The following is a 16,288-nucleotide window of genomic DNA, read 5'->3' as shown; positions in this document are numbered from 1 at the left end:
GCCGTTTCAGAAATCTTTGGCGTGCGCACTACTACCAGCGGCGTGAGCGTCGGCGGTTTGTCAGCGCTCAACACTCCGGCTGTTCTTCAAGCCGTGCGCCTGATTTCTGAATCAATTGGCTCCCTGCCGGTAAAACTCTACCGGGAACAGGCGGAAGCCAAGGAAATCGCCAACAAGCACACCGCCCATAAGATCGTCCATAAGCGGGCGAACGAATGGACGGGCGCAGGCGCAATTCGCACGCAGCTTACATCCGACGCCCTGATTTATGGCAACGGCTTTGCCCGTGTCGTGCGATATTCCGATGGACGCCCGTTTGAGCTTATCCGTCTTCTGCCCGGCACCGTGTCCGTCATGGAAGACAGCCTTGGCGCAGCCCCGCCGTTCTATCGCGTTTCCGAGAACGGCGGCTCCCGCGACTATTCGCACACCGAAATCCTTAATATTCCTTCTTTCCTCAATCGCTCCCCGATCTCGTTTGGCCGTGAAGCCATCGGCCTTGCATCCGTTCTGGAAAAGCATGGTGCAACGTTCTTCACCTCCGGCGCACGTCCTAACGCTATCATTTCCAATGAGAAGGCGCAGGGCGGGGAAGCCGGCGCAACCACCATTTCCAACATGCGCAAGAGCTTCCGGGAGTGGATGCGCGGTGCTTCCGCCGATCCGCTTATTCTTGACGGCGGCTGGAAGTATGAAGCTCCGGCGCTCACCTCGACAGATAGCCAGTATGTCGAAAACCGTCTGGAACAGATCAACGAAATCTCCCGCGTCTTCGGCGTTCCACCGCACCTGCTTTTCCAGCTTGAGCGGGCGACGTGGTCCAATGCCGAACAGATGGGCGCAAGCTTTCTACAGCTTTGCCTCCGGCCATGGCTCGACAAGTGGCAGGAAGCCCTTGCAACCGTCCTTCTGACCGAGATCGAACAGAACGACCATTGGTTCGAATTTGTTGTCGATGACCTCATGCGCGCTGACATGGCATCGCGCACAGCGAATATTACGGCGCTCGTCACCAATCGTGTCATGTCGCCCAACGAAGCCCGCGCCATCCTCAATATGCCGCCGCTTCCCGGTGGCGACGAGTTGATCAATCCCCATACCACCTCCGGCGCAACGCCTGTTGCGGCCCCTGAAAAGGAACCCGCCAAATGACGGAACACCGCGCCTTCTTTGGCGACGGCGAGAAAGCCTTTGCCTTCCCGACCCGCGACCTGATCATCGAACTTGAAACGAAAACCGGCCATGGTGTCGGTGCACTGTTTCGCCGTTTCCGCGACACCAGCTACAGCTTTACAGATGTTTCCGAGATCATCCGGCTCGGCTTGATCGGCGGCGGCACTGCCCCCGACGAAGCTAACCGGCTCGTGTCTGTCTATGTCATCGGCAGGCCGCTGGCCGAAGTTTTTGCCGTTGCAGACGGCGTTATCACCAGCCTCTTCTTCGGCGTTGAAGCCGTCAATGAAGCAATCTCGCAGGTGGCAGAATGACAGCCGCCGCCAGCACCATCGAAACGGGCAACCTCGAAATCAAGGCCGAAGTCTCGATTGACGACACCGGCACCGTGACCGGAATCGCTTGGCCGTTCGGCCAGCCTGACAGCTACGGCGATCTTATTGAGCCATCCGCCTTCAGTTTCGCCCCCCGTGTCCCGATGATCGTGGAGCACGAGCAGAAAAGCGTCGTGGGCGTCTGGGAGTCCTATTCTGTCACCGACAAGGGACTTGAGGTCAAGGGCCGTCTTTTTGTCGAAGGCATCGAACCTGCCCGGCAGGCCCGGCTTGCCCTTCAGCGTGGCACCATGTCCGGCCTGTCCATCGGATATCGCCTTCATGAAGCAAAGGCACGTCCGGCAGGTGGCCGCGTTCTGACGGCCCTCACCATCAATGAAATCTCCCTTTGCAAGCGCCCGGTCCACCCGGAGGCTCGCATTACCGAGACAAAGTCTCACCCCCTCAACGTTGAAGAAGAAAGCACCAAAATGGAAAATGCAGAGCAGACCAAGCCGGTGGCAAATGCCGACCCGGTTGTAAGCGCCGAAGAAATCAAGGCGCTCAAGGACGATATCGCTACGATGCAGGCCAAGCTTAACCGCCGCCCTGCCGCCGACAACAACAATCACCCCAAGGCTTCGAACGATAACGGCAACGAAGTCAAAGCCTTCTCGGATTTCGTTCGCACGGGCGATGCTTCCGAAGTGAAGGCACTCGCCTATGGCGGTTCCTCCACGGGCGGCATTCTCGCACCGGAAGCCGTCGCCACCACCATTCTCGAAAAGGTGGCTGAATACTCTCCGGTTCGCGGCCTTGCCCAGACCATCGCCATGTCCGGCCCGCTGCTTCAGCTTCCGCGCCTTGTCGATGAAGTCACCCCGGCACCTCGCGCCGAAACCGCCAGCGCTGCCGAAGATGAGCCTTCGTTCGAACAGATCGATCTGAAGCCGTTCGAAATGGCCGTGACTGTCCCGGTCACTCGTATTCTGCTGGAAGACGCGCAGATTGACCTTGCCGCTTTCCTGTCCAATCACATTGCGCGCCGTTTCGGCCAGATCGAAGCATCGTGGTTTGTCAACGGCAACGGCACGACGCAGGCAGAAGGCGTTCTCAACTCGGATGACGTGGAAGAAATCGACGTTGCCACCGCCGCAGGCTTCAATGCCGAAGCCCTGATCGACCTCTATTACCACATCAAGACGAGCTATTCGGTCAACGGCTCGTGGCTGATGAACCGCAAGACCATGAGCGTTGTTCGCAAGCTCAAGGATAGCGACGGAACCTATATCTGGCAGCCCGGTATCACCGCAGGTCAGCCTTCGCTGCTTTTGGGCCGTCCGGTTTATGAAGCCGTGGACGCGCCGGACATCGCAGCCGGTAAAACCCCGATTATCTTCGGTGATTTCGCCAGCGGCTACGCCATCGCTGATCGTGTCGGCTTCGACATCATCCGCGACGACATTACCGGCGCTGGTAACGGCGTGGTCAAGCTGCATGCACGCCGCCGTGTCGGTGGCCGCGTGATCATGGGCGAAGCTCTCGCCAAGCTCAAGATCACGGCCTAAGCCATGAGAACGCAGCGCGCATCTTTCGAACAGGTGGAAATCAGTCATGGCGGTAACGCCGTGACCCTTCGCCCTTCATTGCGCGCTGCTACCATCCTTGAAGAACGTTTCGGCCTTACGGCGCTTCATGCTGCCTTGGAAGACCTGAACTTCACAATCATTTCCGAAATCATTCTGGTATCCGAAATAAGCAGCGGCAACCAGAATGCAGCGGCCTTCCTGACTGCCGTGCAGCGAAGGCCGCTTTTCCCTTTCTTTCTTGCTGTTCGCGCCCCGTTGGCAGAACTTGTGTCCATGCTGACGCCAGCGCCTGAAAAGCGTGTGCAGTCATTGCACACGACCGGCAAGCAGGTGACATGGGCCGAAGTGTTCGCAGCCCTTTATGACCGTGCCACTGGCTGGCTTGGCTGGACGCCTAAAGAGGCTTGGAACGCTACACCTACCGAAATCGACCGAGCCTACCGAGCGCACCTTGAGAAGCTGAAAGCCATTCACGGCGGCGGTTCCGACGAGAAAGAACCAGACCCGGAACAGGCAGAGCGCAACATTGCCGCTGGCCTTGATCCTGAATTTGACCGTGCCGGACTTCAGGCACTCAAATCTTCCGGGAGGCGCAAATGAGCAAGCCCCCACGTATTTGCGCATGTGGCACCATTGTTCCCCACGGGCAGCTTTGCCAGTGCCAGGAGAAGGCCAAGCGCGAACGCAACGCCCGTCATGATGCCCGCCGCCCTTCAGCAGCCCTTCGCGGTTATAACCATGAGTGGCGCAAAGCCCGTGGTGAATATCTGTATGCACACCCCTCTTGCCGGATGTGCGGGAACCTCGCTACCGTGGTTGACCACATCATTCCGCACCGTGGCGACAAGCGCCTCTTCTGGTTTCGCGGTAACTGGCAATCCCTTTGCACACCTTGCCATAGCTCCACCAAACAGCGGCAGGAGCGCGGCCTGCGATGACCCCCGAAACCATCCTTGAACATGAAGGCATCCAGCAACCTATTATCGAATGGGCGCTCGATTACGGCATCACCCCGGCCATCATCATCGCACGCCTTGAGCGTGGCATGTCCATCGCAGACGCAATCACCACCCCTATGAAGACGGGCTTTCGTGGCCAGCGCTTGCCAGTCTTCAAGAATAATCAGATCGCCACCAAACCTAAGCCCATTGGAAAAACGCACACCGCTAACGGTGAAACCAAAACGACAACCGAATGGGCCGCTTATATCGGCGTGTCAAAAACGACGCTCACCAAATGGCTCAGCGAACGGACAATGGAGGAAGCTATTGCCTACGGCGAGAAGACCAAAAGCTCCCGCCCTAACGCGCTCCACACCCATAACGGCGAGAGCAAGACGCTCACAGAGTGGGCTGCTGACATCGGTATCCAAACCAGCGCGCTCTACAATCGCCTCAGGACTATGACGCTCGAAGAAGCACTAGCAGCGTCATTTCCGAAGGGCCGCGTTGCAAAGCTCCATACCATCAATGGTGAGAGCAAGACCTTTGCGGAATGGTGTGCTGTTCACGGCAAAGTCAAATCCACCGTTGCCAATCTCATGAAGCGCCGTGGCCTCACGCTCGAAGAAGCCCTCATCGGAGGCGACCCCACCAATACCCCTCCGGGGGTGTCTGACAATTTCCATGCTGGTTTAGGGACCGGCGCGGGGAGCACTTCACAAGAGACGCCCAATATAACTTTTTCAAAGGAAGCAGCGGAATGACGGGCATCACCCACGATCTCGCAAAGCAGCACATGCGCATCGATCACCATGAGGAAGACGCGCTGATCATGCTCTACATTGAGGCGGCAGAACAGTATGTCGCAAACTACATCGGCAGATCGCTTGATGAGCTTGACCCTTTCCCCTCTGATCTGAAAGTCGCAATCCTCCGGTTGGTGGCCTTCTATTATGAGGTCCGTAACGTCGCGACGTTCGGGATTTCCAGCCAGATCGCGCCCCAGACCATCACCCAGACGCTCGATAACTACCGGGAAAGTTGGTTCCACGATGGCGAATGACGGGCTGGACGATCTCATGAAAGCATTTGACCGGGTGAAGAAAGCCCCGCGTGATGCCGTGCTTAAAGCGCTGACGACCTCCGCAGAGTCGATTGCATCCACGCAGCGCGCCCTTGCGCCGGAAGATACAGGTGCGCTCAAGGACTCCATCACCGTCACACTGCCCGGCCAGTCCACCCCGCCATATAGCCAGCCCGGCGGCAACCGCGCCGCTGGTCCTTCCGAAGTCATCATCACAGTGGGCGACAGCGATACCCGCTACCCGCATCTGGTCGAATACGGAACCAGCAAAACCGACGCACAGCCCTTCTTTTGGCCGGGCTTCCGGCTCCAGCGCAAACACGCTCAGCAACGTATCGACCGGGCAGGCCGAAAGGCGCTCCGGGACGCATGGAATGGAAAGACCAGCGAATGAGTATCGAACCTGTTCTCACCCTTCAAACCGCCATCCGCAACCGGCTGATCAATAAGTCGGAAGTCACCGCGCTTGTGCCGCCGACGCATATCCGGGCAGGTAGCACACGACCCGATAAGACCCCGGCTATTATCGTGAGCGACGGCAACACCGCCCTGCATGGCAATGATTATCGCGCCCAGACTGCTGCGTGGGTCTTTTTGGACCTGCATGTTTGGACGCTGGATGCCGGGCAGGACGCAGCGAAAGAGATCGCCGCCGCCGTAAATGATGCCCTGTCCAAATACAATCTGTCTGCCGAAATGGGGAGCGCAGGAGCCTATTGCGATCACTTCAAGGTCACGACCATCCGGCACCCACGCGACCCCGATCCTCAATACGGCCATTCCATCTTGTCGGTCGAAGCTCTGATAAGGTGGCTCAAATGATCAACGCGGGGAAAATGGATCGGCGTATTACCATCGAACGCCAGACCGAAACTGTGAAACCGTCCGGTGACGTGGTGAAGGCGTGGGCAACCGTCGGCGTTGTTTGGGCTGAAATCATCCAGCAGTCAGCCACGGAGTTCTTCACGGGGTTTGGCGAAGCGGAAACCGGCAGCATCATTTTCCGTATCCGCTATCATCCGGGAATCACCACGGCAGATCGCATCACCTACAACGGCAACGCCTTCGGCTTGAAGGAAATCAAGGAACTCGGTCGCTACGAAGCCCTTGAGCTTCGCGGTGAGGTGCTGAAATGAGCGTCCATAATCGCGGCGTGAAACCCGCCATTTCCCGCGATAGCAAAGCACTTTCGAAAGCACCGGCACCGCCGAAGCACTTCACAGCCTATGCCCGCGCAGAGTGGAAACGTATCATGCCCGGCCTCATCGAGCGTGGTGTCATCACCCGCGACAATCTGGGCGGGGTGGAAAACTATTGTATTGCTGAAGGCGCGGTGAAGCAGATCGCATCTGCGATGGCCGCGCTGCCTGTTCCTGACCTGAAGCTCGGCGGCTTGCAAATCCGATACGCCCAGACGGCCCGGCAGCTAGCGGCAGAATACGGCCTTACGCCTACGTCACGCGCACGCATCGGCAGCGCCGCAGCCGATGACGATGACGACGACAACCCGCTCATGGTGCGCTGATGAGCAAGAGCGCCTTTCCGGCATGGGTTTTTGATAACAGTCTGATTGACGATCCGCTCGGCCACGGCGACCGTGCCGTGAGGTTCCTTCGCGCCTTGCGTCATCCTGCCAGCACCGCGCCGAAGCGGGCATTCCAGCTTTACACGCCCTTCGAACGGATGACGAAGCGCATCTATGGCCCGCGTAATCCCGATGGCACGCGCGTAGTGAAGAAGGTCTTTCTGATGCTTGGCCGTGGTAATCGCAAGACTAGCCATGCTGCCGCATGGTCGCTTTTGCATCTGCTTGGCCCTGAGGCGGTCCCGGCTGGACAGGTTATCTTTGCTGCTTGTGACCGCGAACAGGCCGGTATCGGCTTCCGCGAGGCCGCGAACATCGTGCGCATGGATCGCCGCCTTGTCGCCGCGACGAAGATCAACGACGCCTTCAATTCCGCGAAGCGTATTTTGAACCGGCAGAACGGCGCGACCCTGAAGGCGATTTCCAGCGACGGCAAGGCGCAGCACGGCACCACGCCGAACTTCATCCTCATTGACGAAATCCACCAGTGGAAAGGCCGCGATCTCTGGGAAGCACTAGACTCCGGCACGACGAAGGTGGCCGACCCGCTCACCATCATCTGCACCACGGCGGGCCGTGGACAGGATAATCTCGGCTTCGAACAGTATGATTATGCCTACAAGGTCGCGACCGGCGAGATTGACGACCCGACCGTGTTGCCGATCCTGTTCCAGCTTGAACCCGGCGACGATTGGCGCGACGAGGCGACGTGGCTGAAAGCGAACCCCGGCCTGCCTTACGGCTTCCCGAACATTGTCGGCTTGCGGAACAAGTTGAAGGAAGCGGAGAACAGCCCGCCCGCCCGTTACCAGTTTCAGCAGTTGAACTTGAATCTCTGGCAGGCCGCTTCCCGCGATCCCTTGTTTGATATGGCCGTCTATGACGCGGGCCGCGATCCGAACTTTGACCTTGCCGATCTTGAAGGGTTGCCGTGCTGGCTTGGCGTTGACCTGTCCCGTTCCGGCGACCTGACCGCTATCGTCGGTGCGTGGCGTCACGATGATGGCCGCATCACGGTGCACCCGTGGTTCTTCCTGCCGTCCGAAGGCTTGGAGGACAAAGCCAAGGTTGAGCAGGTTCCTTATCCCCGCTGGCGTGACGATGGCCTTTTGAACGTCATCAACGGCCCCGTCATCGAACCGGACGTGATTGCCGACAAGATTATCGACCTTTGCGGCACCTTTGCCGTGCGCGAAGTCGTCTTTGACCCTTCGCTTGCCGGGCCGCTCATGGGCAAACTCATCGATCACGGTATTACCGTTCTTCAGCTTCCGCAGACGGCCAAGCACATGCACGGCCCGATTTGTGACCTTGAGCGCATCGTGAATGGCCGTCGCATCCGGCACGGTGCGCACCCGATCTTGAGGAGCCACTTTGAGTCTGTGGTGGTGAAGCGCGCCACTAACGCGGGCGAATTGACCACGATGCATAAAGGCACCCGTCACAGCAACCACATTGACGGCGCGATTGCGTCGGCGCTGGCCGTCTTCCGGGCAGCGGCGAACGATAACCAGCGCTCGATTTTTAGCCTTCCCGAAGATGATTTTGACAGGCTGATGCAAGCCACAGCATAGGAGTTTTTAAAAATGGCAGATGAAGGCCAGCAGTTGCTTGTCACCCTTGCGGCTCGTTTCGACAAATACGAAAGGGATATGGAGCGCCAGAAACAGCGTTCCCGAACCGGCTTTAAACAGATGCAGACCGACGCCGAAAAGGCCGGTTCCGGTATCGAAAAGGCAATGGGTAACGCCATGAAGACGGTTGGTGCTTTCGGTAAAGGTCTGGCCGGTGGCATCATCGGCGGGCTTGCCATCGGTGGACTTGACGCCATCATCGGGCGCGTTGCTGATATCACGAAAGGCATTGCGAGCATCGGCAGTGAGGCGAAGCGTGCCGGTTTGTCCAATCGCGCTTTCCAAGAACTTGCCTATGTCGCGGAACAGGCGCGCATTCCCGTTGATGCACTTACGGACGGCATGAAGGAGCTTTCGCTCCGGGCAGATGAATTTATCTATACCGGCAAGGGGTCTGCTGCCGAAGCGTTCCAGCGGTTGGGCTTCAGCGCCAGCGACCTCAAGGAAAAACTCAAAGACCCTTCCGCCCTGCTTGTCGAAATCATCGGGCGATTGCAGCAACTCGACAGGGCGGCGCAAATCCGCATCGCTGACGAACTGTTCGGCGGAACCGGGGGTGAGCGCTTCGTGGAGCTTCTGTCCCGTGGCGCTGACGGCATCCGGGAAACCATTGCGGAAGCACACAAGCTTGGCGCGGTGATGAGCGATGAAATGATCGCCCGTGCCGATGAACTGGACCGAAAGTTCAACAAAATCGGCACCACCGTTTCGACCTTCACCAAACAGGCCGTTGTCGGCCTTGTCGGTGCGATGGATGATTTTCTCGATAGATGGAACAGGGTCGAAGAACAGACAAGCCGCAATGTGCGACGCGGCCTGACCGCCGTTTACGATGATCTTCAGGAAGCGAAAGCTGTTCTGGCCGATCTCCAGTCACAGGCATTGCTTGATCCCGACGACCCGATCACTGGTCAGAATATTGACCGGCAGAAACAGAAGATCGAAGAACTCACCACGGAAGCCATGCGCCTTCGGGACGTGCTGGACCGGCGCAACGGCTACAGCGAAAACTTTATTTATCGCGCCGGGCAGGAAGCGGCGGGCGCAAAGCCGCCGATCACCGATCTGAACAATGCCATGAGCGGCACAGACAGCGCCGCCGCGAAGGCGACGGCCAACATCAAATCCTTTGCCGATGCTATGCGGGCGTTGAAGGGCGAAGTGCCCGAATTGGCGAAGGAACTGCAAAACCTCGACGCGAAAGCTAGGGTTGAGGCTGTCTATCAGGCGGCACTTTCCAAAGCGCAGGGCGGGCGCGAAGTAGCGCTTGCAAATGAAATGCGTGGCCGGGCGCTGTCGTCGCTCAACATTAAGAGCGCAACCGATGATCCGGCCACCTACCTGTCTTCCGTTCTGGCATCTGGCAAGGGTGCATCGCATATCACCGGAATGCAGGCGGATTTTCAAAAGCGCCTTGCCACCATGATTGCCAGCATGCCGAAGGAATTGCAGGGCAGCGTCACGGTAAACTCCGGTTTCCGTTCGGTGGAGCGCCAGCAACAGCTTTGGCTTGAAGCCCTGAAGAAATATGGCTCCCCTGAAGCTGCCCGAAAATGGGTTGCGCCTCCCGGCAACAGCCAGCACAATCGGGGAAATGCCGCCGATCTTGGCTATGGTTCCGATGCTTCCCGGCAATGGGTGCATGCGAACGCTAATCAATTCGGCCTGAATTTCCCGATGGGTCACGAGCCGTGGCACATCGAAGACGCCAGCGCCCGATCCAAGGAAACCGCCGCCGAAATCGACCGGCTTACGCAGGCAGCTACGCGCCAGAGTGATGCATACGGTCAGATCACGCAGGGCGCACGGGAATACACGCAAGCGCAGGGGACCGAACAGCAAGCGCTCCGCATGACTGAGCAGGCGGCGCAGGCGCTCCGGTATGAGCAGCAAATGCTTGCCGAAGCGCAGCGGGCAGGCATCGCCCTGTCGCCACAGCAACGGTCAGAAATCGCACTGCTTGCGCAGGGAATGGCGCAAGCCGAAGCCGCAACAGGGCGTCTTCGCGAAAAACAGGAAGGGCTGGCGGAGGCTGGCCTGTATTTCGGTTCCACCATTACTGATGCGCTCTCTGGCCTTATCAGCGGGACAGCGACATGGGAGCAGACTTTGCAATCGGTCCTCCAAAGTTTGATCAAAGTCGCGCTTCAAGCCGCGCTTCTCGGCACCGGCCCGCTTGCCAGTCTATTTGGGGGCGGTGGCGGTTCGTCTGGAAGTGGTTTCGGTGGTATTCTCGGCGGCCTATTCAGCGCATTCTTCGGTTTTGAAAGCGGTGGCTACACGGGCGACGGTGGTAAGAGCGAACCGGCTGGCGTGGTGCATCGTGGCGAATACGTCATGAGCAAACGGGCAGTGGAGCGGCTTGGCGTCCAAAATCTCGACCGGATGCACCGTGGTGCGCTGAAGGGCTTTGAGGCCGGTGGTTATGTTACAGATGCCCCGACGCTCTCAGCGGGCTTCTCTGGCAGCGTGAGCGCAAAGCAATCGCAGGTGATCACGATCAATTCGCCCGTCACAGTCAACGGTAGCTCTGGCACGCCGGAGCAGAACCAAGACCTTGCAAAGCGCATGGCTCGCGAAATGGAGTCAACGATGCGTGGCGTGGTTGCTGACGAAATGATGAAGCAAACGAGACCCGGCAATTTCGCTAACAGCCGGAGCCGCTGACACGCGGCCAAAATAAAAGGGCACGGCGGTCTGACCTCGCCGTGCCCTTTGTAGCAACCACATCATGCCGCTGCTGTGATCAACAAAAATATACAATGGATTGAATCGCGATTCAAACAAAATAATCGAACAAAACTGCTATTCTTCTTATGTCGCATAAGAAGATTATCGTATTTCGCTATTGAAACGGCCTTTCCTCCGACCTATAATACTCTTCAAGCAGCGTCTGACATTGCCCTGCCCACTGAATAGGCTGGCATAGCCGCCGATGATTTCAAGCCGTAACGTCAGACATTGCAGGAACAGGCTCTGCTGGTAACTTGCAACCTGTAAATTCCATCAAAATCGCCAAGCTGGTTTGATGGAGTTACGCCAGCTCAGACCCGGCAACGGTCTGGGAAGTCCGATGTAAAGGCCGACAGTCTGACCCCGGCCTCCCGTAACACGGTTATCGAGTTTGGTAATGTCTCCCCCGGCGGACCCGTCATATGGGCGTCGTGTGGCCTCAGAGGAAGAACCGCCGTTCTTTTTCAGCAGACAGAGCTTTTCCTAGAGCAATATTGATTAGACGCTTAACCGATAGGTAATACGTCTCTTCAAGTCTAGGTAAAGTTATGTCTGCATTCCTAGAGGAAGTTAGTAGATTTATAGGTTAGGGACGAAGATGCGTAAGAACGAAACGAAGCTTTATTTCACCACCCTCCGGGTAATCCCAAACAAAAGGAGACCCCCATGAGGATTATAGAAAACCCATTAAAAGGCATTGCTTCAAAAATCGCCGCCCTTTTCTCACCTGTTCCGGTTGTTCGCGAAGACCTCGCTCGTATAAGCGACGACATTGCCAATGAGGCGGTGAAAAACCTTCCCCGGAAAGACTAGCGACTTGATGAACCCGCCGTTTGGCGGGTTCATTGTTATTGCGTATGAGGCAGCAATCCCGGCTTCACACAGACTCACTGGCGAGCGTTACGGCTTTGGTGAGTGGGTGGACAGCCAAAATCGACAAACGCTCCCGGTGGCCCTCTATGAGTCAGATGAGGCCTTGCAGATAGGTTTGTAATGGGTTGCCCAGCTTCTTTGATTCCATCAGCCGGCAAGCAATTTCCCTGCCCTTCCATCGCGTGGCAAAGGTCTCAGATACCTCGAACCAACTCCCGTCTATACCGGCGCCGTGGTTCCGCCCCATACAGGAACAATTACACTCATGCCCCGTCGCTTCCATACAACTGCGGGCACACTTTTCCTGTTCGCGATAAGGCTGGATTACGTAGAGCTTGAAGTATCGTTCCAAGGCCCGGTTGACGAAGTCGTTAAACCAGCTTTTTGGAAGCTCCCAATAATCGTCGCTAGCAACCCAAGTCACGGAAGACTTGCCGACTGTGTTTAGCCACTGCCGGTTGTCGTGGGCATACGGCAGCCGGACACGAAGCTTACGGCCCTTTTCGTCGCTACGGACAACCACCGGGATTTTGTTTTGTCGCCATATCTGCCTGAGTCGCTCTTGATCCATTCCTCACCCCCGCGCCAAGAATCAAACTGTGCGGTAGACGAAGAAGAAGTGCAACTTTAACTATTATACAACAGCGGGTGCGGGGACTATGTAATCTGAGAGATAGGTCTCAAATTCGTAAGTTGTGCGAGTGCGCTCAACGAGTTCGATAAACGCAACTGCCATTAGATCGTGATCGGCGTCAGGATGAATGTCCCACCCATTTGCATTTAGGAACACGAAACCAGCATCAAAGCCGGTGCGTTTGTTGCCTTGCTCGAATGCATGAGCCCTCGCGATACCTTCCATATAAGACACAGCGAGATTTAGGGCGTCAGGGTCGCCGTAAGCCCACAAATTTTGAGGGCGCATAATAGCGCCCTCTAGTCTGTCTGCAAACAGCAGGGCGTGGTTTTCGCCACTGTCAGCTGTGTTAGAAATGTTGATTTTTACAACGACTTCAGTCGGAAGCCAGATAGGTTCACTTTGCAAGGATAGCATGAACCTTTGGGAAGCGGATCATAGCTGCCGAAATCAGGTTGTCGTAATCAACAGGCGTCTGCGAAGGACGCACGTCAAACGTTTTCCGATTCTCACTAACATTTATGACTTTTACGGCGCTCATCGTTGCAGCCTCCATATCTAGGACGGTAAACGAAAAAATCCACTCAACGTTCCCCTAATTCAAGGTGGACATTAGTAGATAATATTTACCGAGGATTACTTTAATAATCCATCGTAGCGTTTTTAGCAACGTCAAATCCGCTTCATCGTGAAGGGGCATTGTGAGTTGTCCGGCCAATAATGAACAATCGTGCTTCCGAACCGAAATTAATTTAGCGGATACTGGGCATTTTAGCAATTTAGGAAATAGTGTATGCATCGCCTTCCGCTACCCATACGGGAACGGAGGAAATTAATGCGCAACCCTCGCCAGTATTTGAAGCCAAAGAAGCAAAATCGTTTCAACTCAACAATAAAAGCTGTTCCCGGCCTTATGGCAGGCGCACTTATGATTGGTGCGGCTGGTTATTACAGTGTTGGTGATCTAGTCGCACAGGTCGCACCGCCCGCGAAAAATTGCAACATCAAGGGTAATATCAGCATCAGCAGCCGGGAGCGCATCTATCACGTTCCCGGCCAAGAATATTACGCGTCCACCAAAATCAGCCCACAATATGGGGAGCGCTGGTTTTGCTCAGAAGAAGAAGCGCGTGCTGCTGGATGGCGCAAGGCTGGCAAGTAGTCAAAATACTGAACTTCAGGATTGCTCTCTGAGTTGCGGGAATGGATCGATGTAACCTTTGCTTATCATCTCTCCAATAGTCATATTCATTGGTGGCTGGTCCTCAATTATAACTTTGGATACCACCGCGTGCTTTATATTTTCGATATCGGTTACGAATGCGATATTTCGGTCGGGATCAAAGCTGCTGCAATTTATTCCGATCACAAACCCTGAACGATCAAATACCGGACCACCGCTAGCTCCGGGATGCATGTGAAAATCCACTTGATATGAAGGCCACGATAGCATGCGCTTGTCACGCCCTTCCGGATAGTATTCGACGACCTCGCCACGATAGAATGCAGGGTTTGTTACAAGCTCTTGCTTCCCATGACGCTCAACAATTTCGGTATTGGGATATGCATAAGTGAAAACCATTTCCCCGGCTTCAGCTTTAGATATGCGCAAAGGCGCGCACTTCTCCGATTTCGAACCTGCGTCAACTTGGCCAATAGCAACGTCACACCCATCCACCGTGCTTACGGTATGAATGCGTCGTAATTCAAAACCCGAATCTCCTGCATTTCGCACCATCGTTACTAATGCTGACTTCTGCCGCACAATCCTGTCGGGCGCGTCACGATCTAGAACCTCATCCACAACGTGCTTCGCCGTAACGATGAGGCGTGGCGCGATAAAGAAGCCAGTGCCTAGCATTCTGGTCTTATCGTCCGGCTTAGTAGGAAACGAAAACAACGGCACGATCATGCGTGTTGGATCATCCAAGATGTTTCCGTTATCGTCCGTGATCTGATAAAAATCCGGGAGATCGGTCCCTTCGAGAGGCGGCAAAATACGCGGGGGCTTCCGCCCTCTATTTTTTTTGAATTTATCTAGCCACGACAATTTCACAGCTTGTGTCTCGCTACACTCGTCCCACGGCCTGTAGACTGGATCATCCGGCTTCTTGGATGTTCAAGCGTTCATTTTCAGATTTAAGATAAAGGATGGTAGCACGGAAATTATCTTCAACTGTTCGCATACAAGGAGCGCACAATGGTAACTCTTCAAGTCTACCGGGGCTAACACCTTCATCGATCGCATTGCGGTTCGTCAGACTAGGCAAATAATTTCGCCTTGTCTTATTCAATGGAACATTAGCACCCGTCATAATCTGAATGGAATTTACCGCTGCCTTACCGCAACAATCACATACCTTATCGTTCATGAGAATCATCCTCCATCTTGCTGCAAGTCTATCCGCAGCTTCAGCAGAAAAAAAGGCCGTGTGGACTAGCCGCAAGACTGTAACACTTAGCTTTTTCTAATATTCACTAAGTAATTGATTTTATTGAATAATAATGTGATGGCTGGGGCGCCAGGATTCGAACCTGGGAATGCCGGTACCAAAAACCGGTGCCTTACCGCTTGGCGACGCCCCAACAGGGCAGCGATGGCGAAACGCCGCTGCCTGAACCGCGCCTGATTAGCAAAGCCTGCCCGGCCCGGCAATGACCCGGCGACTTATTTTTTCACAAAATTCAAGCTTTTTGGGTGCCGTGGCGAAGTTCGCATGTTAGGGCTTGGCGATGGCGCGGTTGAGGCTGCGGCTCAAGCTGGCATGGCATTTTTCAGGAGGTCTCGATGGCGGACCCGGCATTCGATCTCGATTTTCAGCCGGCCTATGGCGAGGCGGTTCCTGTCGCTCCGCTGATCCAGCGCATCACCGTCAACAATCCCTCCGCCTTCACCTTCCATGGCACCAACTCCTATATTGTCGGCGACCGTTCCGTCGCCGTCATCGATCCGGGCCCGGAGGATGAGGCGCATTTTCAGGCGCTGATGGCGGCGCTGACGGGCCGCGAGGTCACCCATATCTTCGTCAGCCATACGCACCGCGATCACTCGCCGCTTGCCCGGCGACTGAAGGAGGCGACCGGGGCGATAACGGTGGCCGAGGGTCCACACCGTGCCGCCCGCCCGCTGCACACGGGTGAGACAAACCCCTTTGCCGAAAGTTCCGATACGGCTTTTGTGCCCGATATCGCGCTTGGCGACGGCCAAAGCCTTTCCGGCGACGGGTGGCGGCTTACCGCGCTGCATACGCCGGGACACACGGCCAACCACGCCGCCTTCGCGCTTGATGGCAGCGGTATCGTCTTTTCCGCCGATCATGTGATGGCCTGGGCCACCACCATCGTCGCGCCGCCGGATGGGGCGATGAGCGATTACATGGCCTCGCTGGAACGGCTGCTGACCCGCGACGACCGGCTGTTCCTGCCCGGCCATGGCGGCCCGGTCACCGATCCCGCCGCCTTCATGCGGGGCTTGCGCGCCCATCGCCGCATGCGGGAAAAGGCGGTTCTGAAGCGTATCCGCGAAGGCGACCGGCTGATCGCCGATATGGTGAAGGTGATCTACGCCAGCACCGACAAGCGCCTGCATGGCGCGGCTGCACTTTCCGTGCTGGCGCATATCGAAGACCTGATCGAAAAGGGCGAGGTACACACGGATGGTGCGCCTTCGCTGCTGGGTGAGTATTTTCCGGCCTGACAGGTTTTGAGGCGCTAATTATCGAGATGCT

20 protein-coding genes and 1 tRNA gene are annotated in these 16,288 nt (G+C 56.3%); 16 read left to right on the top strand and 5 right to left on the bottom strand.

From position 1 onward, the window contains the following. Positions 1-21 precede the first annotated feature (21 nt). The 14 genes from PH605_RS03400 to PH605_RS03335 all read left to right on the top strand — a co-directional run bounded on the left by PH605_RS03400 (position 22) and on the right by PH605_RS03335 (position 11,866). Complete coding sequence (locus tag PH605_RS03400) at positions 22-1,152, top strand: phage portal protein (protein WP_237680900.1); 1,131 nt, start codon at positions 22-24, stop codon at positions 1,150-1,152. Continuing rightward, positions 1,149-1,487 carry a gene transfer agent family protein gene (locus PH605_RS03395; RefSeq protein ID WP_142843926.1) on the top strand — a complete coding sequence of 113 codons (339 nt, stop codon included), beginning with the start codon at positions 1,149-1,151 and terminating at the stop codon, positions 1,485-1,487. The genes PH605_RS03400 and PH605_RS03395 overlap by 4 nt, the downstream gene beginning before the upstream one ends. Next, positions 1,484-3,055 (top strand): phage major capsid protein, encoded by a 1,572-nt coding sequence (locus tag PH605_RS03390; RefSeq protein WP_142843927.1) that lies wholly within the window; start codon positions 1,484-1,486, stop codon positions 3,053-3,055. Before PH605_RS03395 ends, PH605_RS03390 begins: the two co-directional genes overlap by 4 nt. A gap of 3 nt (positions 3,056-3,058) precedes the next feature. After that, positions 3,059-3,676 carry a hypothetical protein gene (locus PH605_RS03385; protein WP_142843928.1) on the top strand — a complete coding sequence of 206 codons (618 nt, stop codon included), beginning with the start codon at positions 3,059-3,061 and terminating at the stop codon, positions 3,674-3,676. Further along, positions 3,673-4,014: an HNH endonuclease gene (locus tag PH605_RS03380; protein WP_142843929.1), complete on the top strand. Its 342-nt coding sequence runs from the start codon at positions 3,673-3,675 to the stop codon at positions 4,012-4,014. The genes PH605_RS03385 and PH605_RS03380 overlap by 4 nt, the downstream gene beginning before the upstream one ends. Continuing rightward, on the top strand, positions 4,011-4,781 hold the full coding sequence (locus tag PH605_RS03375) for a hypothetical protein (RefSeq protein ID WP_142843930.1): 771 nt from the start codon (positions 4,011-4,013) through the stop codon (positions 4,779-4,781). Before PH605_RS03380 ends, PH605_RS03375 begins: the two co-directional genes overlap by 4 nt. Continuing rightward, on the top strand, positions 4,778-5,080 hold the full coding sequence (locus tag PH605_RS03370) for a head-tail connector protein (protein ID WP_142843931.1): 303 nt from the start codon (positions 4,778-4,780) through the stop codon (positions 5,078-5,080). Before PH605_RS03375 ends, PH605_RS03370 begins: the two co-directional genes overlap by 4 nt. Next, a complete protein-coding gene (locus PH605_RS03365) occupies positions 5,070-5,495 on the top strand; it encodes an HK97-gp10 family putative phage morphogenesis protein (protein WP_142843932.1) in 426 nt (141 codons plus the stop codon). The genes PH605_RS03370 and PH605_RS03365 overlap by 11 nt, the downstream gene beginning before the upstream one ends. Next, positions 5,492-5,923, top strand: a complete 432-nt coding sequence (locus PH605_RS03360; protein WP_237680902.1) for a DUF3168 domain-containing protein — start codon at positions 5,492-5,494, stop codon at positions 5,921-5,923. The genes PH605_RS03365 and PH605_RS03360 overlap by 4 nt, the downstream gene beginning before the upstream one ends. Then, on the top strand, positions 5,920-6,237 hold the full coding sequence (locus PH605_RS03355) for a phage head closure protein (RefSeq protein WP_142843934.1): 318 nt from the start codon (positions 5,920-5,922) through the stop codon (positions 6,235-6,237). Before PH605_RS03360 ends, PH605_RS03355 begins: the two co-directional genes overlap by 4 nt. After that, complete coding sequence (locus PH605_RS03350) at positions 6,234-6,626, top strand: P27 family phage terminase small subunit (protein WP_142843935.1); 393 nt, start codon at positions 6,234-6,236, stop codon at positions 6,624-6,626. Before PH605_RS03355 ends, PH605_RS03350 begins: the two co-directional genes overlap by 4 nt. Then, entirely contained in the window at positions 6,626-8,260 is a 1,635-nt protein-coding gene (locus PH605_RS03345; protein ID WP_142843936.1) for a terminase large subunit, read from the top strand. Before PH605_RS03350 ends, PH605_RS03345 begins: the two co-directional genes overlap by 1 nt. Before the next feature lie 12 nt (positions 8,261-8,272). Beyond that, a complete protein-coding gene (locus PH605_RS03340; RefSeq protein WP_142843937.1) occupies positions 8,273-10,987 on the top strand; it encodes a D-alanyl-D-alanine carboxypeptidase family protein in 2,715 nt (904 codons plus the stop codon). A gap of 732 nt (positions 10,988-11,719) precedes the next feature. Further along, on the top strand, positions 11,720-11,866 hold the full coding sequence (locus PH605_RS03335) for a hypothetical protein (RefSeq protein ID WP_161987657.1): 147 nt from the start codon (positions 11,720-11,722) through the stop codon (positions 11,864-11,866). A 151-nt stretch (positions 11,867-12,017) separates the two neighbouring features. Here the strand turns inward: PH605_RS03335 and PH605_RS03330 are convergent, their stop codons facing one another. Beyond that, complete coding sequence (locus PH605_RS03330) at positions 12,018-12,497, bottom strand: hypothetical protein (protein WP_142843938.1); 480 nt, start codon at positions 12,495-12,497, stop codon at positions 12,018-12,020. Between the two features lie 63 nt (positions 12,498-12,560). Further along, a complete protein-coding gene (locus PH605_RS03325; protein WP_161987659.1) occupies positions 12,561-12,968 on the bottom strand; it encodes a type II toxin-antitoxin system death-on-curing family toxin in 408 nt (135 codons plus the stop codon). Positions 12,969-13,395: 427 nt separating this feature from the next. Between PH605_RS03325 and PH605_RS03320 the strand changes: the two genes are divergently transcribed. After that, entirely contained in the window at positions 13,396-13,722 is a 327-nt protein-coding gene (locus tag PH605_RS03320) for a sunset domain-containing protein (protein WP_142843940.1), read from the top strand. Between the two features lie 15 nt (positions 13,723-13,737). Here the strand turns inward: PH605_RS03320 and PH605_RS03315 are convergent, their stop codons facing one another. The 3 genes from PH605_RS03315 to PH605_RS03305 all read right to left on the bottom strand — a co-directional run bounded on the left by PH605_RS03315 (position 13,738) and on the right by PH605_RS03305 (position 15,146). Beyond that, the gene (locus tag PH605_RS03315; RefSeq protein ID WP_142843941.1) at positions 13,738-14,490 is read right to left on the bottom strand and encodes a S1 family peptidase; all 753 of its coding nucleotides are present in this window, start codon (positions 14,488-14,490) and stop codon (positions 13,738-13,740) included. Positions 14,491-14,659: 169 nt separating this feature from the next. Then, positions 14,660-14,932 (bottom strand): large ribosomal subunit protein bL28, encoded by a 273-nt coding sequence (locus PH605_RS03310; RefSeq protein ID WP_142843942.1) that lies wholly within the window; start codon positions 14,930-14,932, stop codon positions 14,660-14,662. A gap of 139 nt (positions 14,933-15,071) precedes the next feature. Beyond that, positions 15,072-15,146, bottom strand: a tRNA-Gln gene (locus PH605_RS03305). 202 nt (positions 15,147-15,348) lie between these two features. On the opposite strand from PH605_RS03305, the gene PH605_RS03300 reads away from it, so the two are divergent. Next, entirely contained in the window at positions 15,349-16,257 is a 909-nt protein-coding gene (locus PH605_RS03300; RefSeq protein ID WP_142843943.1) for an MBL fold metallo-hydrolase, read from the top strand. Positions 16,258-16,288 lie beyond the last annotated feature (31 nt).

The sequence above is a fragment of the Agrobacterium sp. CFBP 3001 genome, assembly GCF_027871605.1.
Lineage (GTDB): Bacteria > Pseudomonadota > Alphaproteobacteria > Rhizobiales > Rhizobiaceae > Agrobacterium > Agrobacterium leguminum.
Note: the sequence above shows the minus strand (reverse complement) of the source record. Positions and strands in the feature narration are given on the sequence as shown.

Excerpts from the sequence above, each read along its gene's own strand:
- PH605_RS03395 (WP_142843926.1), top strand. The coding sequence starts at position 1,149 with ATGACGGAACACCGCGCCTTCTTTGGCGACGGCGAGAAAGCCTTTGCC.
- PH605_RS03390 (WP_142843927.1), top strand. The coding sequence starts at position 1,484 with ATGACAGCCGCCGCCAGCACCATCGAAACGGGCAACCTCGAAATCAAG.
- PH605_RS03385 (WP_142843928.1), top strand. The coding sequence starts at position 3,059 with ATGAGAACGCAGCGCGCATCTTTCGAACAGGTGGAAATCAGTCATGGC.
- PH605_RS03380 (WP_142843929.1), top strand. The coding sequence starts at position 3,673 with ATGAGCAAGCCCCCACGTATTTGCGCATGTGGCACCATTGTTCCCCAC.
- PH605_RS03375 (WP_142843930.1), top strand. The coding sequence starts at position 4,011 with ATGACCCCCGAAACCATCCTTGAACATGAAGGCATCCAGCAACCTATT.
- PH605_RS03370 (WP_142843931.1), top strand. The coding sequence starts at position 4,778 with ATGACGGGCATCACCCACGATCTCGCAAAGCAGCACATGCGCATCGAT.
- PH605_RS03365 (WP_142843932.1), top strand. The coding sequence starts at position 5,070 with ATGGCGAATGACGGGCTGGACGATCTCATGAAAGCATTTGACCGGGTG.
- PH605_RS03360 (WP_237680902.1), top strand. The coding sequence starts at position 5,492 with ATGAGTATCGAACCTGTTCTCACCCTTCAAACCGCCATCCGCAACCGG.
- PH605_RS03355 (WP_142843934.1), top strand. The coding sequence starts at position 5,920 with ATGATCAACGCGGGGAAAATGGATCGGCGTATTACCATCGAACGCCAG.
- PH605_RS03350 (WP_142843935.1), top strand. The coding sequence starts at position 6,234 with ATGAGCGTCCATAATCGCGGCGTGAAACCCGCCATTTCCCGCGATAGC.
- PH605_RS03345 (WP_142843936.1), top strand. The coding sequence starts at position 6,626 with ATGAGCAAGAGCGCCTTTCCGGCATGGGTTTTTGATAACAGTCTGATT.
- PH605_RS03340 (WP_142843937.1), top strand. The coding sequence starts at position 8,273 with ATGGCAGATGAAGGCCAGCAGTTGCTTGTCACCCTTGCGGCTCGTTTC.
- PH605_RS03335 (WP_161987657.1), top strand. The coding sequence starts at position 11,720 with ATGAGGATTATAGAAAACCCATTAAAAGGCATTGCTTCAAAAATCGCC.
- PH605_RS03330 (WP_142843938.1), bottom strand. The coding sequence starts at position 12,497 with ATGGATCAAGAGCGACTCAGGCAGATATGGCGACAAAACAAAATCCCG.
- PH605_RS03320 (WP_142843940.1), top strand. The coding sequence starts at position 13,396 with ATGCGCAACCCTCGCCAGTATTTGAAGCCAAAGAAGCAAAATCGTTTC.
- PH605_RS03310 (WP_142843942.1), bottom strand. The coding sequence starts at position 14,932 with ATGAACGATAAGGTATGTGATTGTTGCGGTAAGGCAGCGGTAAATTCC.
- PH605_RS03300 (WP_142843943.1), top strand. The coding sequence starts at position 15,349 with ATGGCGGACCCGGCATTCGATCTCGATTTTCAGCCGGCCTATGGCGAG.